The following is a 25,915-nucleotide window of genomic DNA, read 5'->3' on the forward strand; positions in this document are numbered from 1 at the left end:
CGTTATCGCACCCCAAAGCACTCACGGCAGGGGTCAGGCCAGGCTCGTGTGGAACAGGCCCTGTTCCACCCAGACCGCAGCACGAACACCATCGGCAGCGGCCTGACTGACCAACGTCAGCGCGTCCGGCACCGCCGGGACTCGAGCCATGTCCCCAGCCGCGGAAACACCCGGGACCGTGGTGGCCTGCAGCTCGTCGACCTGCACACAGCCGTCCTCCAGGATCGCGCACCCGAGATCGGCGGCGAACGGAGCGCGCTGCCGGGTCGGCGCGCGGTGGAACATGGCCTGCCGTTCCAGCGTCGAGTCGTCGGCGAAGTGCAGCTGCAGCGCGTCCAGTTCGCCGGTCACCTTCGCCAGCGGTTCGGTGCGCACCTCCACCCCGCGGCCGGACAGCTTGGCGATCACCTCGTCGGGCAGCTCGTGCGGGCCGTGGGTCACCACGACCACGTCGTCGCTGTAGCGATCGGCCAGGTACAGGCCGAGCATCACCTGCGGGACATCGCGGCCGAGCACCGCCAGCGTCTTGCCGGTGGCCTCCCAGCCGTGGCAGAAGGGACAGTGGAAGATGCTGCGGCCGAAGCGCTCCGGCACTCCCGGGACGTCGTAGGGCTCGTCGACCTGCCCGGTCGCCAGGATCAACCGGCGCGCCCGCTCCCGGCTTCCGTCGGCGAATTCGACGGTGAAGTCGTCGATGCCACCGGAAACCGAGGTGACCTGGCCGGACCGCAGTTCGATGCCGGGGTAGGCAGCGAGCTCCGCGCGCCCCAGCGACAGCAGCTCGTGCGGCGAGAAACCGTCCCGGCTGAGGTACATGTGCATCTCGTCGGCCGGTGCGTTTCGGACCTGGCCGCCGTCGGCGACCAGCACGCGGCGGCGCTGTCGACCCAGCACGAGCGCGGCGCTGAGCCCGGCAGGCCCACCGCCGATCACGATCACGTCTAACACGCTTGCTCCCTCTGTTCGGAAACTAATGGAAACGATTATCATTGTTACGCAGGATCTGCGAAAGGGGCACGATGGCCGATCAGCTCATCGCCGCACTGGGCGGTTACGGAGAGGTCGGCGCAACGGCCGTCCGCCGGCTCGCCGAGTCCGGCCACGGCCGGATCCGCGTCGGCGGACGCAACCCGGAGCGGGGCCGAAGTCAACTCAGCGACCTCCACGACATCGACACGTCCTATGTAGACATCGATGATCGGGAAAGCTTGAACAGGTTCTGCGCCGGCGCCGATCTGGTCCTCAACTGCGCTGGACCCTCCTACCGCATCCTCGACACCGTCGCCCGGGCAGCTTTGCGCGCGGGCGCGCACTACGTCGACGTCGCCGGCGACGTACCCGCCCGCCGTGCGCTCGGCTCGACCTTCGGCGACCGCGCAGCGGTCTTCTCCGCCGGGTTGATGCCAGGCCTGACCGGGCTGCTCCCCCGGCTCATCGCAGGTCCCGGAGATCGGCTGGAGATCAACGTCGGCGGCGCCGTGCGCATGACACCGGCCTCCGCAGCGGACATCCTCCTGGCGCAAGGACCGGACTTCGGGGAATCGTTGGCCCAGTGGCGAGGCGGCACCGTAGTCTCGCGAGCCCTATCGCCGCGGCGCGGCATCCGGCTGCCCGGCTTCCCAAAACCCGTCGACGCGATGCCGTTCCTCCCGACCGAGAGCGTCCGAGTGGCCGGCGAACTCCGCGTGGAAGAGCTGCGCTTCTACACCGCCTACGCCTCTGAGGCCATTCCGACCGCTCTGGCGATGGCCTGGGCGGACGATCCCGAGCACCGGGACGAATACGCCGAGATGCTGATCCAGGCGGCGTCCTCCGACCTGCGAGAGCGCGATCCGTACTACGTCCTCACGGCGAGCACCGGGGCATCTTCGGCGATCCTGCGCACTGACGATCCTTACCAGCTCAGCGGCGTGGTGGCGGCGTTGACGGCCGACGCCGTCCTCCAGAAAAAGCTCGGCCCGGGAGTGCACTTCGCGGACAGCGTCCTGGACCCGGCGGACACCGCCGAAGCCCTCCGCCACGACCCCCTCGTCCACTCGCTCACCATCGACACCCCGACCAGCACCAGCAGTGCTTTCGATCACACCCCAGCCGCAGGAAATTGAGAACGACGGTTGTCAGATGCGGCCAACAGAATCCAGGGACAGTGATGGAGCGAAAAACACGCCGCAGCACCGAAAACAACTCCCAGAAAGGGTTCACCGCCATCTTCTGCGACAGCTGCGGGAAAAGCGCGGAGCCTACGCTGCTCGACGCCTTCCGGGAAACGATTCGACGCTCCCCCAACGGAGTGCTCGTGCGCGCAAACTGCCCGCTCGGCCGCCTGTGGTGCCGCACCAGGAAGATCGCGGCATCGCAAGGAACGGGGCAGGTCGTGCTGGTGCAGCGGTGCACCAGCAGCAACCGCAGGCCGCTGGGCCCTGTCATCCTCGTCGGCCCCGTGGAAACCGCCGAGGACGTCACGGCGTTGACCCGCTGGCTGGAAACCACACCGCTGGCCGTTGACGCACTTCCCCAACGCCTGCGGCGACTCCAGAACGCCCATCACACCACCCAGAACTGAACCGTCGCGCACCCGAGCAGAGAAGCGAGGAGTCCTGTGATCGACGAATACGCCGAGTCAGCTGAGTTCATCGACATCCTGATCAGCCCGTTCTGGAACGACCTCGGCCCCGCACTGGCCGAGGCGATCAAGACGACCAACCCCGCCACCGGGCCGGTGGTGGACGTCGGCGCCGGAAGCGGCTGCGGAACTCTCGTGATCGGGGACGCGGTGCCGGAGGCCGAGATCTTCGCAGTGGAACCCTCCACCGGTCTGCGGGCGGCACTGCTGGCCAAGGTCAACGCCCACGACACGCTGCGCGAGCGGGTAACGGTCCTACCGGAAGGGTTCCTCGATAGCGACCTGCCCGATCAGCTGAGCCTAGTGGTCGCCATGAACGTCATCGGCCACTTCTCCCCGACCGAGCGCCTGGCGATCTGGGAACTGCTCGCCGAACGCCTCGCACCCAGCGGTCAGGCGGTGCTCAACCTCCAACCTCCATCCGAGCCGATCGAGATTCCGGAAACGGTGGCGGCAACAAGGCATGTCGGACGTCGCCGGTACGAGGGCCGAGCACGCGCCGAACCCGCCGGCGACAGGACGCTGACCTGGCACATGACCTATCGCACCTACCAGGGTGACGACGTCGTCGACGAGCGGACGCTGAGCTACACCTGGCACTTGGTCAGCGAACCGCTGCTCCGCGACGAACTCGCACAAGCAGGTCTCCGCCTACACCGCCTAGAGCCGGCAGAACTCGACATGTTCGCCATCACCCGAACGCAGGCCTGACCGCCAGGAGCAGGGCGCCGCCCCGCCCCCGGCCCCGCTCACGCCAGGCCCTCCGCGCGGCGGAGCGCGTCGATCTGGGCACCCATCCACTGCAGATAGCCCTGGCCCACAGGAAGGGTCTCCGTCATCGAGACCACCGGGATGCCCAGTTGCTCGGCGCGAACACGCAGTTGCGCGGTCACCGGACCTTCCGTCTGCGGCTTGAACACCAACGCCGAGGCTCGCCGCGCATCGAGCGCGTCCTGGATCTCCGCGACAGCAGCGACAGGCGGATCATTGCCGGCCTCCACCGCATCGACGAAGCTGTCCGGCGTGATGTCGCTGAGCCCGGACTCCTCGAGCAGGTAGAACGCGACGGGCTCGGTCGCCACCACCTCGGCACCCGGTCGCGCCGCCGCGATCTGCCGCGCCTGATCCGCAAGCCGCCCGACACCCGCGCGGAACCGCTCCGCATTGGCGACGAATTCCTGCGCCCTCGCGGGATGCAGCTCGCCAAGGTCGGCTGCGATCCGGTCGGCAACTGCGTCGACGGCGTGGAAGTCGTACCAGAAGTGCTCGTTGACCGAGTGGTCGTGGGAATGGCCGTGCCCCTCGACCGCCTGGGGCTCCGGCACGTGCTGCTGCGACTCGTCGGCGAGCGCAGAAGCTTCGACCGTCGGCTTGGCCCGCGGCGCAGCAGCCAAGACCTTCTCGACGAACTCGTCGTAGCCGCCTCCGTTGAACACCACCAGATCTGCTTCGGCGATCTTGGCCGCGTCCTCCGGGACGCTTTCGTAGGTGTGCGGGTTGACGACCGGGTTGCTGATCAACGGACGCACGTCGACGGCGTCGCCGCCGATCTCCTGCACAACACTCCCCCAGACGTTTGTCGAGGTCACGACCTCAATCCTGCCCTCACCCGCACGAGGTTCCGACCGGACCGAACCACATCCGGCCACCACCAGAGCCACCGCGCCGAGCCCTGCGGCGGCCACAGCCACCCCGGACCTGCGGCCTGCACTGCACGTCATCAAGTTCCTCCCCTGGAAGTCACGAATCCCCAGGAGCATATTCGAAAATGATTGTCGTTATCATCTAGGTCAGGAGTCCTGACGTCTGCGAGGTGCGATGAACGAAGCGTTGAGCCGCCTGCTCGGCCGGTCGAACCGTCCCGACCCCGGCCGCGCCGACCGCGCGGGCGAGATCGCCGAACTGGCGCGCGCCACCCTCAGCTTGCCCGTCAACGCGGCCGTGACGGTGCAGGAACTCGCTTGCGCCGAGCCCGGATGCCTGCCGATCGAGACGAAGATCGCCGTGCTCGACGAGCCACCGCGGCGCTGGACGATCCACGCCCGAGTGTCCGAAGTGGACGACGAGGCCGTCCAGGCGCTCCTGACCAACCGACCTGAAGGGGAGAACGCATCGCGATGAGCGAAACCGACAACCGGGTGTCGGTGACGGTGCTGACCGGATTCCTCGGATCAGGCAAGACCACCCTGCTCAACCGGATCCTCACCGAGAACCACGGCATGCGCATCGCCGTGATCGAGAACGAGTTCGGCGAGGTCGGCATCGACGACGGCCTGGTGCTCGACGCCGAAGAAGAAGTCTTCGAGATGAACAACGGCTGCATCTGCTGCACCGTCCGCGGCGACCTGATCCGCATCCTCGGCGCGCTGCTCAAGCGCAAAGACCGATTCGACGCCATCCTCATCGAGACCACCGGCCTCGCCGACCCCGCCCCGGTCGCGCAGACCTTCTTCGTCGACGACACCCTGCGCGCCCAGCTGCGCCTGGACGCGATCGTGACCGTCGTCGACGCCAAGCACATCATCCAGCAGCTCGACGACGACAAACCCGAAGGCACCGAGAACGAGGCCGTCGAGCAGCTCGCTTTCGCCGACCGCGTGGTGCTCAACAAGACCGACCTGGTCGACGCGGACGAGATCGCGGGTCCGGCGGCGCATCCACCGCATCAACGCCGGCGTGCGGATCCTGCCCACCCAGCGCGGCGACGTCGACCTCGACGAGATCCTCGACGTGCGGGCGTTCGACCTGGACGCAATCCTGGCCGAGGAACCGGAGTTTCTCGACGACACCGACCACCAGCACGACCTCACCGTGACCAGCGTCGGCATCGAGACCGACGGCGCGGTCAACGTCGAACGCCTCAACAAATGGCTCGGCACGCTGCTCGGCGAACGTGGCACCGACGTGTTCCGCAGCAAGGGAATCCTCAACCTCGCCGGAACCGACCAGCGCTACGTCTTCCAGGGCGTGCACATGCTCCACGACGGCGACCTCGGCGCACCCTGGCGCGACGACGAGCCACGGCGGAACAAAATGGTGTTCATCGGCCGCAACCTCGACCGCGACCAACTCGAGCGCGAATTCCGCGCCTGCCTGGAACCGGCGACCGCGGAGGCCACAGCGTGAAAACCCTCGAGAACAACTCACTGCAGCCCCGCTGGCAGGCCGACACGGGCGAACCCGTCGTCGCCCTCAACGTCCTGCCCGCAGGAAACAGGCACCCTGGTGCCGTGGTGGTCGGCGGATCCGAAGGTGCGGTGCACGTCATCGACCCGGACGGCTCCCCGCACTACGAACGGGATCTCGACGACGCCTTGCTAACCGTCGCCGCAAGCCCGGACGGCACCCGGATCGCCGCACTGGGCGTGGCAAGCCGACGACTCTGGAACGCCACCGACGGCGAGCTGCTGCGCAGCGAGGCAGCCGGATGGTCGGCCTCGGCGGCGTGGGACAAGAAATCCAAGTACCTGGCAGTCGCCGACGGCAGAAGGGTGCGGATCCTGGACCGCGATGGCGCGACCCGCTGGAGCTCCGCCCCGCTGTCCAGCACCGTCACCAACGTGCTCTGGCCACGGGGGCAACGGCGCGTAGCAGCGTCGTCCTACCAAGGCGTGACCATCTTCGAACCCGAGACCGACCGGATCACCAACACTTTGGAGGCACCGGGCGCCATTTCGGGGCTGGCCGCCGCGCCGAACGGCCGCTGGGTGGTCGGCGGCAGCCAGGACGCCACCCTGCACGGCTGGAAAATCGACGACGCATCGGACTTCCAGATGTCCGACTTCCCTGCCACCATCTCACACCTGGCCTTCGAGGACGGCGGCCGCTGGATGGCCTGCGAATCAGCCGAAGTCCTCACCTGCTGGGACTTCTCCGGCCCCGGACCCACCGGCCGCGCCGGCATGGTCCTCACCGGGCATCAAGCCGCCGTGTCCGCCTTCGCCTGGGCACCAGGCCACCGGCAGACCCTCATCAGCGGCGACCAAGACGGCAACGTGCTGGTGTGGCGGATCCCCGGTGCTACGAAACCGGGAGACGAACTCCGCCCCACCGGCGGCGTCCGCGACGAAGACCCAGTCACCGCGATCACCACCAGTCGCGGCTCTCTCACCGTCGCCCCGACCGCTTACATCGCACGACGCTCCGGACGTATCGACGCCCTGACCGTCACCTGACTCGCGGGCCCGGTCGGCCACCCGAACCCGCGAACGCGGTGGAGAGGCGTTTCCACCCCTGCACCTCTCCACCGCACTCACCCGCCGAGCTTTTCAAGAAAAACCGGGCAGCGGTTGCCCGTTCAGGTGGAGCCGCCCATGAACAACTCAGCCAACCGCCACGAAACCCGGCAGCGGCGCATCATCCTTCGCGCCCTGGCGGACATCAACGGGCTCACCAGTGCCCAAGAGCTGCACCACGCCATGCGGGCAGCAGGCCACCAGGTCGGCGCAACCACCGTCTACCGCGCCTTGCACGCCTTCGTGGTCGCCGGCCACGACTGCCATCGGCAGAAGTTCGTTCCCATGACCTTCGTCGAGGAGTGGGCAAACCGCATCGCTGCAGAGCACGGCTTCCTCAACCCGCAGCTCACAGTAGAAATCAACGGACTCTGCGGCGAATGCCGAAGGTAGCTCGTCGCCGTTCGAACCACATTGCCCGCACCGTGTATCGACACATCCACCGAAGCCGCAGTAATGGATCTGCTCGACATCCTGCGCAGCGAGCTCGACCTCTCAATCCTGCTCATCACCCACGACGTAAACCTGGTCGCCAAACACGCCGATCAGGTGCTCGTCATGTCGGGAGGCCAACTCGGGGAGACCGGGAGCCCAGCAGAGGTGCTCGGTGCACCACACCACCCAGCGACCATCGACCTCGTCACCAGCGTCATCGAGACCGCGGCGAGAGCGATGTAGCCGACAAATGCAACGCCGAAAGACAAGTGACAGAACCACGCAATTTCGAACCGACAGCGAGATCGCAACCACGAGGCAGCCGTACCCGGTGGCGCGCCAACTGGTCAGCTCACGGTCAAACGATCACTTCTGCACCAAGTGACGCCCCGCCCTCAAGCCCCGCACTGCCCCGGTGAATACAGACCTACGGCAAACAAAACCGCAGGTCATGCCCTCACCCAAGCGATCATCGGGCACCGCGCGACCACAGCGTCACTCCAGGACCGCCGTCATCGACAACACGTCATGTCCAAATCGGTGCGTACGCCACAGTCATGTCACCGTCGCGAGACCTCATACGCAACACAGCCCCTGCCGGTGATGACCACCGTAGGGGCTGTGAGCTGCGTATATAGATGGTGCGCGATACTGGGATTGAACCAGTGACCTCTACCGTGTCAAAAAAAAAAGGTAGCGCCCTGCATCGCCCCGACCTGCGAAAACAGAGAACCCGCAGGTCGGGGTGGTTCCGTTGTGAACGGTTCAATGCGGTTCGATGCAGTTCACCGCGCATCGATCCTCCCAATATCCTCCCAAGTTGCCGCTCCCACCGCGACATCGGCGACCAGACTCCCGAGCCACGGCCAGCCAGACCCGCCAGGACCGTTGACTGCCGCAGCAGCGCGCAAGGTTGGCCTGTTCACGTTCCCGCTCGCGCCAGCGCGGTCAGTAGTTCTCCCGAACGTACTCGTACGTTTTGTCGAACAACTCGCCCGTCACGGGGAGTCCGAAGTTCTTCAAGGCGGCCCGCAGTTCCTTGCGGACTTTCTTGTCTCCGGCGTCGCTCTCGGTCCATCCGGTATAGGCGACCTTGAGGACGATCGAATCGATCCTGAAGACGATGTCCGGCACGATCTTGTGGAGGCCCGGAGGGGTGTTCTCCTCGACGATCTGTGTGAGCGCGCCGCGCTTCGGGTCGGCGAGTGGCTCCAATTCCTCCAGGCGGCCCTCCTCAGCCGCCCGGTCGGCCGCGACAACGTCCTGAGCGATCTGCAACGCCTGTTCGAGGAACGCGAGGGACTCCGCGACGCTGGTGATCGCCTTCTCACGTAACTTCTCGATGCGTGTGGCGAGGCTTTGGTAGACCGGGCTGTCGGACTCTTCCAGGCGGCGCTTCAGACGGCTCTCAATGCTGTCCAGGACTTCCTGGTAGACGCCGCCCGGCTTCGTGTCCTGCGACTCGATGTCGGGAACCTTCAACTCCTCGGCGATCTTCTTGATCAGTTCGAGGCCGGCCGCGTCGAGCGTGACGTTCTTAGTCGGGTTCGCACGTACGGTCACGTTGCTCATGTGACCGTGGATGAGGTTCCGGGTCTTCGTACCGAGCCGCTCCCACAGGAACGCCTTGGACACGTCCTTAGGACGGATCGACTCATACACCTTCGCCAACCAGTAGTAGGCGCCCTTGAACGGGGCCAGCATCGGGTTCGGGTCGAGGAACTCCCATATCGTCTGGATCGAGACGAATCCCTCGACGAACGCGTCACGCTGCGGAGTGCCCTCCTTAATCCGCTCGTGCGCCTCCGCCAGGGAGGCGAAGCCGGAGTCGGTCTTGTCGATGCCCGTGAACATCGCGTCGAGCTTGGTCAAGTCGCCCATGAACTTGGCGACCAACTGCGAGACGTCGACGACATGGAGTTCATCCGGCTCGCCGGACTTCGGTTTTGGGCCGACCAGCGATTCGCCGATCGCCTTGGCCAGGCCGATGTAGTCGACGACGCGGCCATAGTCCTTCCGCTGCCCGGTGAGGGGGTTCTTCCACGGGCGGTTGGGCCGGGTGATCGTCTGGAACAGGTTCGCCGCCTTCAGCGGCTTGTCGAGGTACAGCACGCCCTCGATGGGAGCGTTGAAACCGGTCATCCACTTCGCGGTGACAACGACGAAGCAAAGCGGGTCGTCGACCTTCTTAAAGCGTCGCTTCAGCTTCTCCTCCTGCTCATCGGTAAGCAGGTGCTGCTTCAACTCCGCGGGGGTGTTCTTGGAGTCGACGACGTGCATCACGACGCCGACCTCACGTTCCTGTCCGTCGGGCATCCGAGTGACCGCGCCGCGACGCTTCAACTCCGACTCGATGGCCTTCGCATAGGCGACAACGAGCCGCTGGTTGTAGGCGACTACCTGGGCCTTCTGACCGAGCGGCGCGACGTACTTCAGGTAGTGCTCGACGATGTCGGCGCAGATGGCCGCAATCCGCTCCGGGTTGGAGAGGACGGTCTCGGCGTGGGAGGCCTTACCAGAGAGGTAGGCCTTCTCGCCCTCGTCCAAGTCTTCCTGCTCCGCCAGTTCGTCGAACGCCTCGTCCAGGTCTTCCTTCTTCAGGTCGAAGCCCACGGAGCGCCCCTCGACGATCACCGGCTTGGTGAACCCGTCGACGACGGAGTGCTCCATCGTGTAGCGACTCATGATGAGGTCGGGGTCGTCCGGGTCACCGAACAACTTGAAGGTGGACCGATCTTTGTCCTCGATCGCTGTGCCGGTCGCGCCGAAGAACTTCGCGTTCGGGACGGCCGCGCGCCAGGCCTTGCCGAACTTGCCCTCCTGGGTGCGGTGGGCCTCGTCCACCAGCACGATGACGTTCGACCGGTCGTTGAGGTGACCGGCCTCCGCGAACTTGTGGACGGTCGTAATGACGATCCCGGGCTCGTCTCGTTTCAGGATCTTCCAGAGTTCCCGCTTGTTCTCCGGCACCGACATGCGTGGCATCCCGGCCGTCTCGAACATCTCTGCCGTCTGCCGGACGAGGTCCTTCCGATCAGCGATCACTATGACGGTCGGCGAGCCAACCTTCCGATCACGCAGGAGCCGCGAGGCGGTGAACGCCATCAATTCGGTCTTCCCAGAGCCTTGATGATGCCAGATCAGCCCACCGGGGCCGCCGGCAAGGACCTTCGCGTGGATCGCCAGGGTGGCCTCGAACTGCGGGTACCTCGGCAAGAACTTCACGTCCTGTTCGGAGGCATCCCGGGCGTGCCGGTACATCGCGAAGTCCTTCAGGATCGGAAAAATCACCTGCGGCGTGAGCAGCAGCCGAGCGGCGCGCTCGACCCGGGCCGGCCCGGTCAGCTTCGGGTCGTCCGTGGTTGAGCCCCACTTCGCCCAGATTTCCGAGTCCGGATCCGGGTAGGACCGGATAGGAGCCATGCGGAAGTCAAGGCCTTCGGTGGCGACATTGAAGACGTTGGTGGCGAAGAACTGCGGGTACTCGGCCTCGTAAGTGCTGTAGAGGTCCTTCGCTGCGTTGACCCACGACACCTGCTTCTTCACCGGGGTCTTCGTCTCGACCACGACGAGTGGGAAGCCGTTGACGTAGTAGACGACGTCCATGCGCCGCGGCTTCACCGCCCCCGTGATGGTGACCTCGTCGGCAACTACCAGCCGGTTGTTATCGAGGTCCTCGAAGTCGATGAGCCGCCGCGGCACATGCTTGCCGTCGACCGTCACGAACGAGTAATCACCGCGCAACATGACAGTGAGCCGCTCGTTGGCCGCCACAAGCCCGTTCTGTGCGTCGAGGATCGCCTGGTTGATCTCGAACAGGACCATGTCGGCCGACTCTGGGTCATCGACGAGATCCGGATTCAAGGTGAGGAGAGCCTCACGAGCCCAGGACTCGATGACGACGTCATGCTCATCCCGAGGCAGGTCGGCACCTGGGAAATGCTCCCAGCCCGCGTCCTCCGCCCATTCCAGCAGCGACGTCTGGATCGTGCTTGCCTCGGTGAAGCCCATATCAGGACACCGCCTCCAGAAGCGCGTCGTAGGACTCGGGAATCTCGATCTCCTGGCTCAGGAGGGCGGTCAGGAGGGCGGAGCGGAACGAGCGAAGATGGGCGAGTTCGTCACCCAACTGCGTTCGCGCGGCCTCCACTGCCGCTAACGGGGCGGTGAGGCGTTCCTGCTCTTCGACTGAAAGGTCGGGCACTGGCATGGCGCTTGCCCGGCCGAAGCCAAGTGCCTTGATTGTGATGCCGGTTGCCTGCGCTTCAAAGGCGCCCACTTCGCGAGCCCAGTGACACCATTGCAACGCGAACTCGGAGGTTGAGACACCGTCACGTGCTCGCAGCCGGATCACGTGCTTGTCGAAGCCAACGAAGCCGTCGATCTCTCCGTTCCAGCGCGCCGCCTGACCGAGCGATCCGCCCTCCACAAGGACGATGTCGTCAGGTCGTAGCGCGTACTTCGCCTGCTCGCGTGGCTCGAAATTCATCTCCTGCACATCCCCGAGCGCAAGCACACCGACACCGATATTCGCGGCGCGGATGTACGGCCTGACTTGCTCGCCCGTGGACTGCCGAGCAGACTTTTGGCGTCCCAGAAGCATGTTGAACTTCTCGCCCGCCGGAACAGTTCGAGCCTCCAACGCGCCGAAGGCCGTGGAACGGAGCGCAACACCAGACGCTGCCAGCCGACCCGCTTCCTCACTCTTGGCCTCGATCTGCGCGTCCACGGCCACCATGACGTCGATGATGCGGCGCTGCTCAGGAAGGGACGGTAGGGCGATGTTGATTGTCAGGAAGTCGTTTGGCTTCACGCGCTCACGCCGTCCGCCCATCCCCGTCGACAGGTTCTGCAACGTGTCCCAGAGACGCTTCGTCGTCGTCAGAAGACGGAAGTAGCCCGGCAGCAGCGATGGCCCGCAGGTGAACGTCGGGAATTCATGCGACGCGTAGACCTTGTGGAGTCCGCCGGGTGCGACGGTGATCGCGCCCTCGAAAGCCTTCAGGCGACTGTAGACGACTTGGTCCGGGCCGACTCGATTCAGCTTCTTGTATGCGGTCTCGGAGCCCGCCATACGCTCGCGGTAGAGCAGACCACGGCCACGATTCAGCACCCCAACGATGTCATAGGACTGTGCGGGATCAACCTCCACTGCGTTGACGTCGAGCGCCATGAGATCTCCGAGAGTCACCTCGCCCCACTCACTCACCGGGCACCTCGAACATGCTCAGGTCGATCCCAGCCGCAGTGAGCCGCTCGAACATCGCCGCCTCGGCCTCTAGTCGCTTCTGCCGAGCGTCGGCGTACGCCACAAGAGCCGTGCCGAGGTCCGCGGTTTCTTCGGCTGCGACCCTGATGTACTTACCGATGTTGAGGTCGAAGCCGTTGTCCTCGATCTCTCCGATCGGCACAAGCCGGACGTTCGCTCCGCCTTCGCCGTCCTGGTCCTCGCCGGTCTCGTAGGCATTGATGAGGACTTTGATGTCCTCATCGGTCATCCGGTTCTGGTTCTTGCCCTTCACAAACCGTGCCGAGCCGTCCACGAAGAGGACATGGTCCTTCCGGTCTTCGGCCTTCTGGTTACGGAAGACAAGGATGCAGGCGGGGATGTCCGTCGAGTAGAAGAGTTTGGGCGGCAGGCCGATGACCGCATCGAGCAGGTCCTTCTCAAGGAGGTGCTGCCGGATCTCTGCCTCGGCTTTGCCTCGGAACAGGACGCCGTGGGGCATGACGACGCCGACGCGACCGGAGCCGGGCTTCATCGATGAGATCATGTGCTGGATGAAGGCGTAGTCGCCGTTCTTGGCGGGCGGGACGCCGCCGACGGCACGTGGGTCCTTGGCCCAGCGGTCGGCACCCCAGTCGGTCAGCGAGAACGGCGGATTGGCGATGACAGTGTCGAACTGACGCATCGTGCCATTCGCGTCCTTGAACGCTGGAGCGCGCAGCGTGTCGCCGCGCTTGATGTCGAAGTCCTCGATCTCGTGCAGGAAAAGATTCATGCGAGCGATCGAGGCGGTCGTCAGATTGACCTCCTGACCATAAACCCGGAGCGTCCGATGATCCTTGCCCTGCTCTCGAACCTGATTGATGGTCGCCACGAGCATGCCGCCCGATCCGCAAGTCGGGTCATGGACCGACTCGCCTGGCTCCGGCCGGAGGACGCCAACGATCAGGTTGACTACCTCGCGCGGCGTGAAGAACTCGCCAGCCTTCTTGCCGGACTCATCCGCGAAATTCTTCAGCAGGTACTCGTAGCCCGCACCGAGCAGGTCGTGGGAGACGGTTGAGGGGTCGAGACGAATCTCGTTGAACGCGTCGATGAGGCCGAGGAGAGCCGACTCCGGAATGCGTTCCTCGTTGCCCCAAGCCGCGTCACCGAAGACTCCTGCAAGCGAGCGGAAGTTGGCCTTCTCGATGCGCTGGAAGGCTGTCGCGATCTCGGCGCCCAGCTTGGTGACATTCGTGGTCACCTCGCTCCAGAGCGTGCCTTCAGGCATCTCGAAGCGGTGGTAGTCGGCCTCGATCTCGTCGTTGAGCTCGTCGCCGTATTCATTGAGCGCCTCGTCGTGCTCGTAGACCCAGGTGTCGCTGATCCACTTCCAGAACAGCATGGGGAAGACGTAAGTCTTGAAGTCGGCAGGATCGACCGGTCCGCGAAGTGCGTTAGCGGCCTGCCAGAGGCGTGCCTCCAGGCCCTGCTGCGTGATGGTCACGAGAGGTAGATCCTTCTGCTCGGTGGTGTGATCCCATCCTGTCGGAGAGGACCGACAGTAGTCGACACGTTCTTCCTATACCGTGACCTTTCGGCCTAACGACGCAGCACAACCTACGGAGCTTGATTCGGCCGTCACGACTCGACTCCCCAGGACCGTTTCCCCAGCTCCCAGACTCGCCCCGAACCCAAGATCACCAAGTCGATCGGACACTTGCCGCGTCGAGGTAGGTGGTCGGACCGGCAAGCCACCGAACCGTCGAGCGCCCAACCGTACTCCGACATAAGCACAAACTGTGTAATGGACCACAACGAAGTCGCAGCCGCTAGGCGACACGCCTGTGGGGTTCCAGAAGTTGGCCCGCGTGTCCGACCTACGACTATCGCTGCGCTCGCCGGGCAGGGCATGATCGCGAACCGTGTCCCTGCGTCTGGTCTATCTGATCTTCATACGGCTTGCGGGCTGGCTGGCGTTGCTAGGCCGCTCGTCGGCGTCGAAGGACGTCGAACTGCTGGTGCTGCGTCACCAGGTGGCCGTGCTGCGCAGAACCAACCCGAAACCCCGGATGGACTGGGCCGACCGGGCGGTCTTCGCCGCGCCAATACGGCTGTTGCCGAAGGCGCTGCGGGCGAACCCGCTGGTCACGCCAGGCACGGTCCTGCGCTGGCATCGTCGCCTGCTTGCCAGGAAGTGGACACACACACCGCATCGGCCGTCCGCCCGTCGATGACGATGTCGCCGTGTTGATCGAGCGCATGGCCAAGGAGAATCACACCTGGGGATACCAGAGGATCCAGGGTGAGCTACTCAAGCTCGGCTATCAAGTGGGCGCCTCGACGATCCGCCGCGTTCTCAAGCGATTGCGCATCCCTCCAGCGCCACTCCGACACACTGATACGACCTGGCGGCAGTTCCTGCGCATGCAGGCCTCGACCATGCTGGCGTGCGACTTCTTTCACGTGGACTGCGCGGCCACCCTCAAACGGGTCTACGTGTTCTTCGTGCCGGAGGTCGGCAGCCGGTACGCACACCTGCTGGGCACGACCACGAACCCGGACGGGGCGTGGACCGCTCAGCAGGTCCGCAACCTGCAGATGGACCTCGGCGATGGCGTCACCGAATTCCGGTTCGTCGTCCGGGATCGGGCCGGTCAGTTCACCACGTCGTTCGATGCGGTCCTTGCCGATGTAGGCATCCGCGTAGTCAAGACTCCCCCGCGCTGCCCGCGGGCGAACTGTTTTGCTGACCGGTTCGTGCACACTGTCCGAGCCGAACTCACCGACCGCCTGTTGATCTTTGGTGAACGCCACCTGCGTGCGACGCTCGCAGACTACGTCCGGCACTACAACGGGCGCCGGCCGCACCGTGCACGCGAACTTCGGCCACCACGGCCGAGTTACCCCGTCGCAGACTTCAGCAGTGCGCGAATCAAACGTCGACCGGTGCTTGGCGGCTTGATCAACGAGTACGAGCGCATAGCTTAACGTCGCAGCTCAGGCATGGGGAGCCGATTTCTGGAACCCCACAGGTTCGCGATGTCATTTCGGGTGTCGACGCCACATCAGGACGAAGAGAACATCCAAAGCTGCCTTACGGCGTGCGGGTTGCTTGGTGAAGATTGCGACTGTTGAAGCTAGAGCGATCAGTGCAACATAGATAGATACCGTGATGCCGGCCGCACCTGAGATCGCAGATACTGAGCCCGGGATCACGATGAGGTCCCGCCTGTGTGCTGCCGCACGGTAGAGGCATGTCGATGTCGGTTTAGTCGACCCATGCTTTGCGTTAAGTGCAGCATGGGGTATGAGATTTCGCGAGAATCCGCTGGATCAAGAAATGCAACACTGCAGTCTTTCAGGAAGTCCGACGCGGATTTTGCTGAACCGCATTCTGAAACCAGGAAAAGGGGGCGCTGATTAGATTGCACCGCTTTCGTGAAAACATTCACGAAAAATTGAGACTTTCCGTTTCTTCTGAGTCCTATAAGATGACTTGAAACGGGTTTTGTGTTCCTGAGGGCGTCCACGGCCTGGACCGCGTGCTGGTAAGAGCAGCCGTGCTCGGCCATGTACTTCTTCGCGGCGCGCTTCCGTGCCTTGTTCACACGACGTTTGGGATCTGGGTCACCCATGATCGCCTCCGCAGAGCCCACGCCACCCCGCATGAGGTCGGGTACCTGGCGCCGACATCTGCGACATCTTCTTTCCTCGTCGCCACCAGCCGCGTGGAAGCTAGGTGACTCGGAAAAGGACAGCGTTTGCCCGGTGCCGAGTGTAGCGAGACTCGCCAGCGGGTTCGATCAGTAGGGCGACCTGGCGACGAAAGGCCTGGTCAGTGAAGGCTTATGGCGTCCATTCGTCGGCATGTCGCATGTGGGCGCACTCGACGGGCGAACCGAGCGTCTCGGGCTCGGGCCAGTCCAACGACTTCCAGAAGCAGAGCGCTCCGTGCCCGTTGATCGGTGACGTGCTCCAGCGGTAGCCGGACCAGTCGGCCAGTACCTTGGTGATCGCCTGCGTCGCCAGCCCGAGCCGGCGAAACGGCGGATCGACGCGAACGTGCTCAACGACGCCCAAGCGGCAGATGCGGCAGACGCGGTAGTCGGCGTCGCCCACGATCACGCCGTGCTCGCGGATCTCGACCACGGCCAGGCCCGCAGGCTGCTCCGCCGGGAAGGTGACCAGCTCGACCACGGGCTCAGGATGATCCCGAACCAGCCGCACCGCGCTTCGTCTCCGGTCTTCGTGGACGGAACGCCGTCGACGGAACGAGCTGCTGAACCGGCAGGTTGCCGACAGCGGTCGGAACGGAGAAGGTGACCACGCCCAGCCACTGCCCGCGATCGGAGCGCAGCCACGCGAGCTGCATGCCCGCCACCAAGCGGTCGAGCTCCACCCCCCGGGCATGGACGACCATCGGCACCTTGTCGGCACCCGGCCCCCGGCCCCGGTTGTGCGACACCAAGGCATCCACATTGATCCAGACCGGCCGCGGTGGGCTGATGCGGCGAGCCAACATCCGATGAACGCCTTCGAACACACATTCAGTATGTGCTCTGCCCGGCCATGATCACCAGCAACGCAGCGTCGACGCGCCGCCCGACGGGTGGAGCGCTCGGGTGATGGGCACGCGCGCAACTATTCTTCGTGCAATTCCAAGAAAAATAGCCCGAAACTAGAACCATTCTCGGCAGAGCTAGACTGCAACCGAGCTCTCCGCCCAAAGGCGGCAACCTCCGGGACATTCTATCCGTTCATCGGGAGCCCACGAGGAGTCTCACGTCTAGCGCGTGGGACTCCTCTTTTCGTGGCGAACTGCACTGAAGTCCTCATGCCAGCGGGCGCCGGCTGCCATCATCTGCCGACATGTCGCACGATGCACCTGACGGCGCCCGAAAAGTCCTGGGCTGGCCCACCATCTGGATCGCTGCCGCAATCATCCTGCTCGTCACCATCGGTTCGGGTGTCTTGCTGTTCGCGATCTACCCGCCACCCGGATCCAAGGAAGCCCTCGACATCATCCGTACCGCGGGAACGTTGGGCGTGGGAACCGGTGGGGCTGCCGCGTTGTTGTTGCATGCGCGGAGGCAGAGGTCTACCGAGGAAGCCAACGAGATTGCGCGGAAAGCGAACGAGGACACCCGGTACGATGCAGAGGAAAAGAGGATCAGCGAACTGCAAGCCAAAGCTGGTGAACAGCTGGGCAGCGACAAGGCGGCGGTGCGACTCAACGCGCTGTATCAGCTGGAACGACTCGCGCAGAATCATAAACAACATCGGCAGGCCATTGTTAACGTGATCTGCTCCTATCTGCGAATGCCCTTCGCGCATCCCGGCGATATTGACGAGTCAGCTAAGGCCGACACGAAAGAGGCAAGCGAAGAGATTGAGGTTCGCAATTCAGCGCAGAACATCCTCGTGAGGCATTTACGTCCATTTTCTGACGGCTCCACCGGCGAGCCAAGTAAAGACTTCTGGGATGACATCGGAATCGATCTATCCGGCGCAGTGCTTGATAGCTTGAGCCTTTTTGGTTGCCATGTTCAGGCTGCCCAATTTCAGAATACCCGATTTGTGGGACATGTCAGCTTCTGGGGTGCACACTTTAAAGAATCAGCCTCGTTTAGGGGTGCACACTTTGAAGATGCAGTATTCTTTATTGAGACTCATTTTGAAAAAGACGTCTCCTTCGAGAGGGCTCGTTTTGGCAATCTGGCATTGTGGGAAGACATGAATTTCGGACGAAGTGCACGCTTTTCTGGTGTTTCGTTTGCGGCAGGCTTAGATTTCGAAAATGTGAGAGTTCGGTGGCCTGCAGGGTTTATGACCGCGTGGCCAGAGGGATGGTCCGCAAAAGCTCCCGAATCCGACGAAGACGGGCGCATCGAAGGCAAGGAAGGCGCCTGGGGTTACGTCGTCCCGGTCGACGACGCGCAGAACACGGCGGATGACACCGACGGCGGGAGCAGTGAGGAGGCCACAGCCGATGATCACGGAGTGTCATAACACCGCAGGGTACTGCTCCGGCGAAGGATAGCCGGAGCTGATCGTCCACAGTGGCCTGCGGCGTGGGGAAGATATGGAGCAGCCTGCCCCACGCCGCGCTATACGACGCTATCTGCCAATCGGGCTAGACAGCTTTTGACCTGCGGCGGAGCCACCACGCTACACGGCGTGTCAAGAGGCTATGAGGCCGGAAAGACACTCGTAATGCGTAGGTCAAGGGGCCGATTCCCTTAGGCGGCTTGCCTCCAAGACCGCAGGATCACACGCCGGACCTGCGGTATTTCTTTTGGTCTGGGGTGCAGCGCGGAATCCTCTGTGACGGTCCTGCGCGTGGCGTTTTGATCATGTTCGGCAGGTCTCCGGCGAGGACTCGGCGCTGCGGGAATGGAGTGATGACGCCGAGCAGGCCCTGCTGGAGCGCCGCGATCCGACGCGCTACCAGAGGAAAGCTGAATGCTCCGGTGATCGCGCTCGATGAAGACTTCTGGTCCGCCCACCAGATGTGAACAGGGTGGGCTCCGGCGCGCGAACCAGGCCCCACCTCTGTTCTCATTCCTGGCGGAGTCGGTCGAGATCCAACGCCGTCACGACTGGCAGATGGTCACTGGCGGCGCGGGTCTGATCGTTCTCAATGACCTCGTGATCGACCACGGCCGGTACCAGCGCTGGGGTGACGCGGTGGCCGTCGATGGCCCGATCGCCCATGTCCGCATGGCCGAAGTGTCCGACGGTGCGGTGCCAGGGTTTGTTGACCAGGGCGGCGGTGTCACGGAGTCCTGCGCTCCACAGTGTGGTTCCGGGGCGGCGGTCGGCCCGCCACTTCGTCGGCAGGTCGGTGGCGTCGTCGATGTCCCAGAGGCACTGGTAGATGAAGGGTTCTACCCAGGGGTGATCGGCGTAAGGGTCGGGGTGGTAGTGCTGCCATGATCCGTCGGCACCTGGGACTCGGTCATCGGACACGCTGTTCCAGTCCACTCCGACGATCCCGAGCGGGAACTGTCCGTAGGGCCTAGTCAGTGCGGACACCACTCGTTCGGCCTCGTCGATGCGCTTCTCGCGGCCGAACGGGTTGCCGTGATATTGACGCCGTCCGCAGCAGCACGCCGTCGACGTCGAAGGCCAGTGATGCTAGGTTATGCCAGAACTCCCCGTTGTACGCGCGGAATGTGTCCGTGTAGGGCGTGATCGTGCTGGGATTCCACAACAGGCCGACGTGGAAGTCGGCGCGACTCGAAAGGCTCACCGACTGGGACGACGACCAGGACCCCGACACCGGGCTGCACGCGATGCTGCTGCAAGGTGCGGTCACGCTGGCAGACCACGTCGCCTCCGCCCACGGGCACCTCGACACCCACGCCCCACTCGAGGGCTTCCGCGAACGCCTCGAACAACGGATCAGTCTGCGAGAGCACCAGAAACGCGCCGCAGACGTCGACGGGCATCTCGTGCTGCGCGCCCCCACCGGCAGCGGGAAAACCGAAGCGGCCCTGCTGTGGGGGCAATCAGCCGCCGACGCCATCACCCGGCAGCGCGGGGGTGTGGGGCGTCTGATGTGGACGCCCCCGTTTCTCGCCGCATCGAATGCGATGGCCGACCGGCTCCGCGACGACCTCAACTCGCCGGTCGGGGTCCTGCACTCCAAAGCCGCTATCTACCACCTGGAACGGCAGGATGACCGCGACAGCGTGCCTGCTGCGAAATGCGCAGTCGCCGCTGCGGAAGCCAGCCGACTGTGGCGCGAGACCGCACGTGTCGCCACCCCGTGGCAGTTGATGAAAGGCGTCCTCGGCGGCGTCCGGGAATCAGCGACCCTGCTCGAGTGCACCAACAGCGTGTTCGTGTTCGACGAACTCCACGCCTACGAACCCGACCGGCTCGGCCAGATCCTGGCATGCATGGCGCTGTGGGAACGCCTCGGCGCGAGGATCGGGATCGTCTCCGCAACACTCCCCGACCGCCTGGTGACCTTGCTGCGGGAAACCCTGAACCGGCCGGTGACGGGAATCGATGCGCACCAGACCGGGCAATGGCGCCCACGACACCGCATCCAACGACGCGACACGCACCTCACGGACGAAGCCTGCCTCCGCGAGATCAAATCAGCCTTGCTTGACCAGAACAGCGTGCTCGTCGTCGCCAACACCGTCGACCACGCCATCACCCTTTTCGACCAGCTATCCCCATCGCACGGGCTCTCTTCGGTGACGACGCTGCGATTCTGCTGCACTCCCGGTTCCGCGCCGGCGACCGCGCCGCCATCGAACGCAAGATCCTCCATCGCTACGGCACACGACGCCCCCACACTCCGGGGCTGGTCGTGGCCACCCAAACCGTCGAAGTCTCACTCAACGTGGACTTCGATCTCCTGCACACCTCCTGCGCCCCCCTGGAAGCACTCCTGCAACGCTTCGGCCGCATCAACCGCCTCGCCGCCCGCGACCCCGCACCCGTCGTCGTACACCGACACTACTGGGCCCACCGCGGCAACCAACGCCTCGCCGACGGCGTATACGCGGCCCCGCTGGTGGAAGCAGCGTGGAACATCATCACCCGCCACGACCACCACGCCATCGACGAAGCAGCGACCCAAACATGGGTGAACACCATCTACGACAGCGACTACGCCGATACGTGGGACAAACAGGTACGCCAGGCCCGCGATGAATTCACCACCACATTCCTCGACTTCACACAACCCTTCGCCAACCACTCAGGCCTCGAAGAGGCCTTCCAAGCCGCCTTCGACGGCCTCGAAGCAATCTGGAGCCAAGACGTCCCCGCCTACACCGCCGCACTTCGGACCACTCCCGGGCCCGCCGGACGCCTCAGGGCCGCCGACCTGCTCATTCCCCTCGGCTCCCACCAACGACACGTCGCACGCTGGAAACCCGACCTCAAAGTCCACGTCATCAACGGCGCCTACACCACCGAACGCGGCCTCACCCTGCAGTGAACCAGCACGCTAACCTGCACAACCAGCAGCTCACCGCACCACTGCCGCACGTTGACATCTGAACACCGTCAACCGCCAGGGGTTTTACCCTCGGGTACTCATCCCACCTACAAGGTGTCGCAACTCCCACAGGTCCGACGGAACCGTCGATCGCTGCTGCCGATGTCGACGATGACGCGGTGTGTGTCTGGTGGGAGGCAGTCGTGGATGGCGGTGGCGTCGGGCCACCGGCGCAAGACGACGGCGTGCACGTTCATTCGGCCGGTCGTTCACACGGCTGATCGCGCCGTAGATACGCGGCACCTCGAACCGGCGCGTCACCGTCTATGCCTCCCACCTCCGGCACGCGGCGACCGCGTGTTCCACGGTCAGCCCGTCACCCCCGGCGTCGGCGAAAGCGTCCAAGATCGCTTCGTCGACGTCGAGGGTCGACGGGTCCACGATCATCGCGCTGGCCTCCCGCGCGAGTACCGCGAATACCTGCCGATACACCCGCAGCACCGCGGCCTCACCAGAAACATCATCCAGCGTCAGCTCCGCCGGCTCGCTCAACGCCACCCCCTCGGCTTCCGCACAGTCACACGCATTCCTTCTTCTCTGCCCACAGCAATGACCGGTCGTGCGCGCATTTGATGCTGACGACCGACTGTAGAAAGACTTCTGTCGCGGTCGGGTGAATCCTGGCTCTGGCACGGTTTCCGGTGCGCCACGAGGCGCTGATGTATCGGATGGAGGTGGAAGACCTTCATCGCTGGGCCGTCGTAGCGGCCTGGTGAAGCGGGAGGCAGCCTGAGCCGGGGGTCGCCGGGGAGGGTGGGAGCAGCCTCGACGAAGTCGCGTCGGTCTAGCACTGCCGGATGGGCTGGGCGCGGTGAGCGAGACGGGAAGGTATACGTGAGGAACCGGTGTTGTTACGCCTCTTGACGTGCCGCCAGCTCGAACCCGGTAGATCTGGGCTGGTTCGCGGTGCGCACCCACCTCTCATCTCGGGTGGGAACTCCTGGTCGGGTATCGAAAGCCTGGGCTGGGAGGTCACGGTGAAGGACTACGGCGTAGCCGTGACGATGCCGCAGGGGTAAAGCCGGATGCCTAACCCGTCGACCGAACATTAGTGAACGTGGGAACCACCCTTGTTTGTTCCTCGATTGTCCTTGAGCCACAAGGAAAGAGCCGGGATAGGTGCGATGCCAGCCGAAGGATGAGGGTGGGGCGGCGCCGCCGTAGTACTCCGAGCCGGGGAAAGCCCGAGCGCATGGGGAAGGGCGGCAGCGTGTCCGTCAAGGAGAGGATGCAATGTCCGAAGACGCGCTGGTGAATATCGGCGCCGTGAATTGGCCGGATGCTGATTCGGCGCACTTCGCGGTACGGAGGATGCAGATCAAGTTGCACCGCTGGGCGGGAGATGATGATTCCCGCCGGTTTGGAGACCTGTTCAACCTCGTCTACGACCCGGCGTTTCTGGTACACGCGTGGGAACGCGTGGCCTCCAACACCGGGGCGAGGACCGCGGGAATCGACCGGGCCACCGTGGCTTGGATCGAGACCCACATCGGGGTCGCAGAGTTCCTGAACCATGTACGGGATTCGCTGAAGTCAGGCGAATTCCGGCCGGTCGAGGTCAGGCAGGTGATGATCCCGAAGGCGAGCGGCAAGCTCCGCAAGCTGGGCATCCCGACCGTGACTGATCGAGTGGTGCAGGCTGCTGTGAAGGCAGTGCTGGAACCGATTTTCGAGGCGGACTTTCTGCCGTGCTCGTATGGGTTCCGCCCGAATCGGCGTGCGCAGGACGCGATCGCCGAGATCCATTATCTGGCATCCGAAACCCGGAACTACCGGTGGGTGCTGGAGGCCGATATCCAGGCGTGTTTCGACGAGATCGATCACGTCGCCCTGATGGACCGGATTCGGCGCAGGATCAGGGATAAGCGGCTGCTGGCGCTGGTGAAGGCGTTCCTGAAATCCGGTGTCATGACGACGCCCAGTGTTCGGGAACAGGCATGGACCGGGACCCCGCAAGGCGGCGTTCTTTCCCCGCTGTTGGCCAACATCGCACTATCCACACTGGACGAACACTTCGCTCGTCAGTGGGAGCAGGGGATGAGAACCGAGTACCAGCGGAGCAAACGCAAGCGCAACGGCGAAGGTAACTGGCGGCTGGTCCGGTACTGCGATGACTTTGTCGTCATGGTCTCCGGACAACGCCGACATGCCGAAATGCTGCGGGAGCAAGTGGCCGACGTGCTCGCACCGCTGGGGCTGCGTCTGGCCGCGGAGAAGACCCGCGTGGTCCACATCGATGAGGGCTTGGACTTCCTCGGCTTTCACATCCGCCGGATGCGGAAACGTGGAACGGACAAGCACTACGTCTATACCACCCCGTCGAAGAAAGCCGTCAAGGCGATCAAGCGGAAGGTGTCGGCGCACACCTACAGGTCAACCCTGCACAAGGAACCGGCTGAGGTGATCACAACGCTGAACCGGATGCTGCGGGGCTGGGCGAACTACTTCCGATATGGAGTGTCCAAGCAGGCGTTCAGCCATGTCGACAGCCACGCGTGGCGTCGGCTGACCGGCTGGATCTATCGCAAGCACTCCCGCCTGAGCTGGAAACAGCTACGACACAGATTCTGCGTCCCGGGCGGTTGGAAGATCGACCACAACGGGGTCGTATTCACCGGCGCATCCAGCGTCGCAGTGACCCGCTACCGCTATCGACGCAGCACCATCCTGACCCCATGGGCCCCTAACCCGGCAACCAGCAGTGGTTGACCAGCGGCCAAGGCACGTGGAGCGCCCGGTGCCTGGAAACAGGCACGCCGGGTGCGGCGGGCGGACCGGGGAAACGGACCGGGAGCAATCCCGGCACCGCGCCCCGGTCCGACCCAACTGAATCTGGCCCGGGCTTCAGTCGCTGAGGAGGATGCGTTTGCGGAGCAGGTCGGGCTTGGCTCTGCCGAACATCTGTCTTTTGCTCACTTTGATGCGGTTGACGTGCCCTTCCACCGGGCCGCTGTTGTAGGGCAGGGTCAGCCCGGCGTTGACGGCGTCCTGGTCGCGTCGCAGGCCGACAACGAAGGAGTGCAAGGCCGGTTGATCGTCGGCGTCGACGGCGGCCATCCACCCTTCCAGCTCGTGGCCGCGGAGGCCGCACATCATGGTGGCGAAGGCACGGACGTGACCAGCCAGCGCAGAAAGTTGTGGATTGGCAGCGAGTATGGCGTCGAGCCTGCGTTGGTCCTTCGTTTCCACGTTGTCCGGATCGCTCATGATCCAGCACACGACCCGCCGAACCGAGGGCGGCTTGCGAAGCGGTTCGGGAACGCGGCCGGCCTCGCGGAACGGACGCAGGTACTCGCGCACGATCTTTTGGCCACCACGGTAGCCGCGTTCCTTGATCTCGGTGAACAGGACAGCGACATTGGTGCACCCGTCGTTGAAACGCTGCTGCAGGTAGGGCTTGAACCGCTCCAACAGGCTCGGTCGTCGCCCGGTGCCGTTGCGGGTTAACAACTCCTCAACCGCATCGGCGCGGGCGAAGCGGCGCACGGCCCCTCGTGCAAGCCCGAGCCGGGCAGAGATTGCCCTGATGCCCACGCCTTCGGCGAGCAAGGCATGGATTGCGGCGTAGCGCTCCCGCGTCCGAGACGCGATCCGATCCGTTCTGTCCTCGGGCTGGACAGGCGCTACCGGGCACCGTGGCGTGATCATCTTGGTCGTGCTGCTGATCGATATCGGCAGGAGGGCCAGGGCCGGCGTAAGTGTCCACCGCTGCACTCAGGCACTCCTGGTTTCGGCCGACCGTGCGCTCCACCACGCCGGCAAGGTATGCAGGGTTGCGACAAGTGGAGCCGGAGTAGCGCTACCCGAGCGACATCCCCGTACGCACGGGCCTACGCGAAGCTGGGAGTCCCGATGCATCGTGCAGGGTGTTCATCCCCGTGCGCGGGTTTTCAGATTGGACCCGTGTCAAGATCCTGTGCTGGTCTTGTTCCGGATGCCGACTTCTTGGGCGAGCGGATCCGGCCAGATGGGATGATCATCTCCCCTGTATGGGCCGAGGAACGGGACCTAGTAAGAATAGTCCGCCCCGCGACCGTCCCCGAATGCGCTGGGCCGACCGCACGGTAGGCGACGCCTGGAACATCACCGACGAACCATCCCCGCTTCCGCGGGCGAATTCGCCCAACTACTCGACGAATTCGTGCGCGGCAGGACGAAGTGAACCGCCCTCTGACGTGCTCCGTGTCAGGTTGGAACTCTGCACGAAGCTGATCGAGGATGCTCGGTGTGATCAGACCTGACCTCGACCACCTCCACGCGAGCATGGACGCAGCGAAAGTCCGCGAGGCCCGGTTCTGGGAATGCATGACCGAGCTCGACATCCCAGAGCACCTTGCGTAGCAATGTATCCGAGTCGTGTTCTCCGAGATCCAAGGCGGCGCAAAGCA

Annotated in this window: 23 protein-coding genes and 3 pseudogenes; 16 read left to right on the forward strand and 10 right to left on the reverse strand. The window is 64.3% G+C overall.

The window, feature by feature from the left end; translation table 11 throughout:
• Positions 1-33: 33 nt before the first annotated feature.
• Positions 34-948, reverse strand: a complete 915-nt coding sequence (locus AC07EQ_RS33945) for an NAD(P)/FAD-dependent oxidoreductase (RefSeq protein WP_478391916.1) — start codon at positions 946-948, stop codon at positions 34-36.
• Between the two features lie 71 nt (positions 949-1,019).
• On the opposite strand from AC07EQ_RS33945, the gene AC07EQ_RS33950 reads away from it, so the two are divergent.
• The 3 genes from AC07EQ_RS33950 to AC07EQ_RS33960 are packed head-to-tail and all read left to right on the forward strand — an operon-like array spanning position 1,020 to position 3,334.
• Positions 1,020-2,105: a saccharopine dehydrogenase NADP-binding domain-containing protein gene (locus AC07EQ_RS33950; RefSeq protein ID WP_478391917.1), complete on the forward strand. Its 1,086-nt coding sequence runs from the start codon at positions 1,020-1,022 to the stop codon at positions 2,103-2,105.
• Positions 2,106-2,149: 44 nt separating this feature from the next.
• The gene (locus tag AC07EQ_RS33955; RefSeq protein ID WP_478391918.1) at positions 2,150-2,563 is read left to right on the forward strand and encodes a hypothetical protein; all 414 of its coding nucleotides are present in this window, start codon (positions 2,150-2,152) and stop codon (positions 2,561-2,563) included.
• 36 nt (positions 2,564-2,599) lie between these two features.
• A complete protein-coding gene (locus AC07EQ_RS33960; protein ID WP_478391919.1) occupies positions 2,600-3,334 on the forward strand; it encodes a class I SAM-dependent methyltransferase in 735 nt (244 codons plus the stop codon).
• Between the two features lie 38 nt (positions 3,335-3,372).
• Here AC07EQ_RS33960 and AC07EQ_RS33965 read toward each other — a convergent pair whose 3' ends face one another.
• The gene (locus AC07EQ_RS33965) at positions 3,373-4,212 is read right to left on the reverse strand and encodes a metal ABC transporter solute-binding protein, Zn/Mn family (protein ID WP_478391920.1); all 840 of its coding nucleotides are present in this window, start codon (positions 4,210-4,212) and stop codon (positions 3,373-3,375) included.
• 229 nt (positions 4,213-4,441) lie between these two features.
• Between AC07EQ_RS33965 and AC07EQ_RS33970 the strand changes: the two genes are divergently transcribed.
• The 6 genes and pseudogenes from AC07EQ_RS33970 to AC07EQ_RS33995 all read left to right on the forward strand — a co-directional run bounded on the left by AC07EQ_RS33970 (position 4,442) and on the right by AC07EQ_RS33995 (position 7,536).
• Entirely contained in the window at positions 4,442-4,744 is a 303-nt protein-coding gene (locus tag AC07EQ_RS33970; RefSeq protein WP_478391921.1) for a hypothetical protein, read from the forward strand.
• Positions 4,741-5,199, forward strand: a pseudogene (locus tag AC07EQ_RS33975) (CobW family GTP-binding protein); the annotation flags it as partial. The gene AC07EQ_RS33970 and the pseudogene AC07EQ_RS33975, both read left to right, overlap by 4 nt.
• Positions 5,200-5,299: 100 nt before the next feature.
• Positions 5,300-5,749, forward strand: a complete 450-nt coding sequence (locus AC07EQ_RS33980) for a CobW family GTP-binding protein (RefSeq protein ID WP_478391922.1) — start codon at positions 5,300-5,302, stop codon at positions 5,747-5,749.
• On the forward strand, positions 5,746-6,798 hold the full coding sequence (locus AC07EQ_RS33985; RefSeq protein ID WP_478391951.1) for a WD40 repeat domain-containing protein: 1,053 nt from the start codon (positions 5,746-5,748) through the stop codon (positions 6,796-6,798). The genes AC07EQ_RS33980 and AC07EQ_RS33985 overlap by 4 nt, the downstream gene beginning before the upstream one ends.
• Positions 6,799-6,936: 138 nt before the next feature.
• A complete protein-coding gene (locus AC07EQ_RS33990; protein ID WP_478391923.1) occupies positions 6,937-7,251 on the forward strand; it encodes a Fur family transcriptional regulator in 315 nt (104 codons plus the stop codon).
• Positions 7,252-7,314: 63 nt separating this feature from the next.
• Positions 7,315-7,536 (forward strand): hypothetical protein, encoded by a 222-nt coding sequence (locus AC07EQ_RS33995; RefSeq protein WP_478391924.1) that lies wholly within the window; start codon positions 7,315-7,317, stop codon positions 7,534-7,536.
• A gap of 705 nt (positions 7,537-8,241) precedes the next feature.
• On the opposite strand, the gene AC07EQ_RS34000 is transcribed toward AC07EQ_RS33995, so the two are convergent.
• Genes AC07EQ_RS34000 through AC07EQ_RS34010 form a run of 3 tightly spaced genes read right to left on the reverse strand, consistent with a single transcriptional unit; the run spans position 8,242 to position 14,009 of the window.
• A complete protein-coding gene (locus AC07EQ_RS34000) occupies positions 8,242-11,304 on the reverse strand; it encodes a type I restriction endonuclease subunit R (RefSeq protein ID WP_478391925.1) in 3,063 nt (1,020 codons plus the stop codon).
• Position 11,305: 1 nt separating this feature from the next.
• Complete coding sequence (locus AC07EQ_RS34005) at positions 11,306-12,466, reverse strand: restriction endonuclease subunit S domain-containing protein (protein WP_478391926.1); 1,161 nt, start codon at positions 12,464-12,466, stop codon at positions 11,306-11,308.
• 28 nt (positions 12,467-12,494) lie between these two features.
• Positions 12,495-14,009, reverse strand: coding sequence for a type I restriction-modification system subunit M (locus AC07EQ_RS34010; protein WP_478391927.1), 1,515 nt, complete (start codon positions 14,007-14,009; stop codon positions 12,495-12,497).
• Between the two features lie 418 nt (positions 14,010-14,427).
• Here AC07EQ_RS34010 and AC07EQ_RS34015 point away from each other — a divergent pair, with 418 nt between their 5' ends.
• Both AC07EQ_RS34015 and AC07EQ_RS34020 read left to right on the forward strand, forming a co-directional pair.
• Positions 14,428-14,739 (forward strand): integrase, encoded by a 312-nt coding sequence (locus tag AC07EQ_RS34015; RefSeq protein WP_478391928.1) that lies wholly within the window; start codon positions 14,428-14,430, stop codon positions 14,737-14,739.
• A 10-nt stretch (positions 14,740-14,749) separates the two neighbouring features.
• Positions 14,750-15,493, forward strand: coding sequence for an integrase core domain-containing protein (locus AC07EQ_RS34020; RefSeq protein WP_478391929.1), 744 nt, complete (start codon positions 14,750-14,752; stop codon positions 15,491-15,493).
• 858 nt (positions 15,494-16,351) lie between these two features.
• Here the strand turns inward: AC07EQ_RS34020 and AC07EQ_RS34025 are convergent.
• Positions 16,352-16,702 carry a GNAT family N-acetyltransferase gene (locus AC07EQ_RS34025; protein WP_478391930.1) on the reverse strand — a complete coding sequence of 117 codons (351 nt, stop codon included), beginning with the start codon at positions 16,700-16,702 and terminating at the stop codon, positions 16,352-16,354.
• 4 nt (positions 16,703-16,706) lie between these two features.
• Positions 16,707-16,970 (reverse strand): hypothetical protein, encoded by a 264-nt coding sequence (locus AC07EQ_RS34030; protein WP_478391931.1) that lies wholly within the window; start codon positions 16,968-16,970, stop codon positions 16,707-16,709.
• Between the two features lie 404 nt (positions 16,971-17,374).
• Here AC07EQ_RS34030 and AC07EQ_RS34035 point away from each other — a divergent pair, with 404 nt between their 5' ends.
• Positions 17,375-18,514: a pentapeptide repeat-containing protein gene (locus AC07EQ_RS34035; protein WP_478391932.1), complete on the forward strand. Its 1,140-nt coding sequence runs from the start codon at positions 17,375-17,377 to the stop codon at positions 18,512-18,514.
• Between the two features lie 549 nt (positions 18,515-19,063).
• Here AC07EQ_RS34035 and AC07EQ_RS34040 read toward each other — a convergent pair.
• Complete coding sequence (locus AC07EQ_RS34040) at positions 19,064-19,489, reverse strand: hypothetical protein (RefSeq protein WP_478391933.1); 426 nt, start codon at positions 19,487-19,489, stop codon at positions 19,064-19,066.
• Positions 19,490-19,800: 311 nt separating this feature from the next.
• Here AC07EQ_RS34040 and cas3 point away from each other — a divergent pair.
• The 3 genes and pseudogenes from cas3 to AC07EQ_RS34055 all read left to right on the forward strand — a co-directional run.
• A pseudogene (gene cas3, locus AC07EQ_RS34045) lies at positions 19,801-20,682 on the forward strand (CRISPR-associated helicase Cas3'); the annotation flags it as partial.
• An 89-nt stretch (positions 20,683-20,771) separates the two neighbouring features.
• A pseudogene (locus AC07EQ_RS34050) lies at positions 20,772-20,879 on the forward strand (hypothetical protein); the annotation flags it as partial.
• Positions 20,880-21,110: 231 nt separating this feature from the next.
• Positions 21,111-21,467 (forward strand): hypothetical protein, encoded by a 357-nt coding sequence (locus AC07EQ_RS34055; RefSeq protein WP_478391934.1) that lies wholly within the window; start codon positions 21,111-21,113, stop codon positions 21,465-21,467.
• A 324-nt stretch (positions 21,468-21,791) separates the two neighbouring features.
• Here the strand turns inward: AC07EQ_RS34055 and AC07EQ_RS34060 are convergent, their stop codons facing one another.
• Positions 21,792-22,019: a hypothetical protein gene (locus tag AC07EQ_RS34060; RefSeq protein ID WP_478391935.1), complete on the reverse strand. Its 228-nt coding sequence runs from the start codon at positions 22,017-22,019 to the stop codon at positions 21,792-21,794.
• A gap of 741 nt (positions 22,020-22,760) precedes the next feature.
• Here AC07EQ_RS34060 and ltrA point away from each other — a divergent pair.
• On the forward strand, positions 22,761-24,236 hold the full coding sequence (gene ltrA, locus AC07EQ_RS34065) for a group II intron reverse transcriptase/maturase (protein ID WP_478391936.1): 1,476 nt from the start codon (positions 22,761-22,763) through the stop codon (positions 24,234-24,236).
• 135 nt (positions 24,237-24,371) lie between these two features.
• On the opposite strand, the gene AC07EQ_RS34070 is transcribed toward ltrA, so the two are convergent.
• Entirely contained in the window at positions 24,372-25,175 is an 804-nt protein-coding gene (locus AC07EQ_RS34070) for a transposase (protein WP_478391952.1), read from the reverse strand.
• Positions 25,176-25,915 lie beyond the last annotated feature (740 nt).

It is taken from the genome of Saccharopolyspora sp. NPDC045839 (genome assembly GCF_056431645.1).

Excerpts from the sequence above, each read along its gene's own strand:
- AC07EQ_RS33950 (WP_478391917.1), top strand. The coding sequence starts at position 1,020 with ATGGCCGATCAGCTCATCGCCGCACTGGGCGGTTACGGAGAGGTCGGC.
- AC07EQ_RS33955 (WP_478391918.1), top strand. The coding sequence starts at position 2,150 with ATGGAGCGAAAAACACGCCGCAGCACCGAAAACAACTCCCAGAAAGGG.
- AC07EQ_RS33970 (WP_478391921.1), top strand. The coding sequence starts at position 4,442 with ATGAACGAAGCGTTGAGCCGCCTGCTCGGCCGGTCGAACCGTCCCGAC.
- AC07EQ_RS33990 (WP_478391923.1), top strand. The coding sequence starts at position 6,937 with ATGAACAACTCAGCCAACCGCCACGAAACCCGGCAGCGGCGCATCATC.
- AC07EQ_RS33995 (WP_478391924.1), top strand. The coding sequence starts at position 7,315 with ATGGATCTGCTCGACATCCTGCGCAGCGAGCTCGACCTCTCAATCCTG.
- AC07EQ_RS34000 (WP_478391925.1), bottom strand. The coding sequence starts at position 11,304 with ATGGGCTTCACCGAGGCAAGCACGATCCAGACGTCGCTGCTGGAATGG.
- AC07EQ_RS34005 (WP_478391926.1), bottom strand. The coding sequence starts at position 12,466 with ATGGCGCTCGACGTCAACGCAGTGGAGGTTGATCCCGCACAGTCCTAT.
- AC07EQ_RS34035 (WP_478391932.1), top strand. The coding sequence starts at position 17,375 with ATGTCGCACGATGCACCTGACGGCGCCCGAAAAGTCCTGGGCTGGCCC.
- ltrA (WP_478391936.1), top strand. The coding sequence starts at position 22,761 with ATGTCCGAAGACGCGCTGGTGAATATCGGCGCCGTGAATTGGCCGGAT.
- AC07EQ_RS34070 (WP_478391952.1), bottom strand. The coding sequence starts at position 25,175 with ATGATCACGCCACGGTGCCCGGTAGCGCCTGTCCAGCCCGAGGACAGA.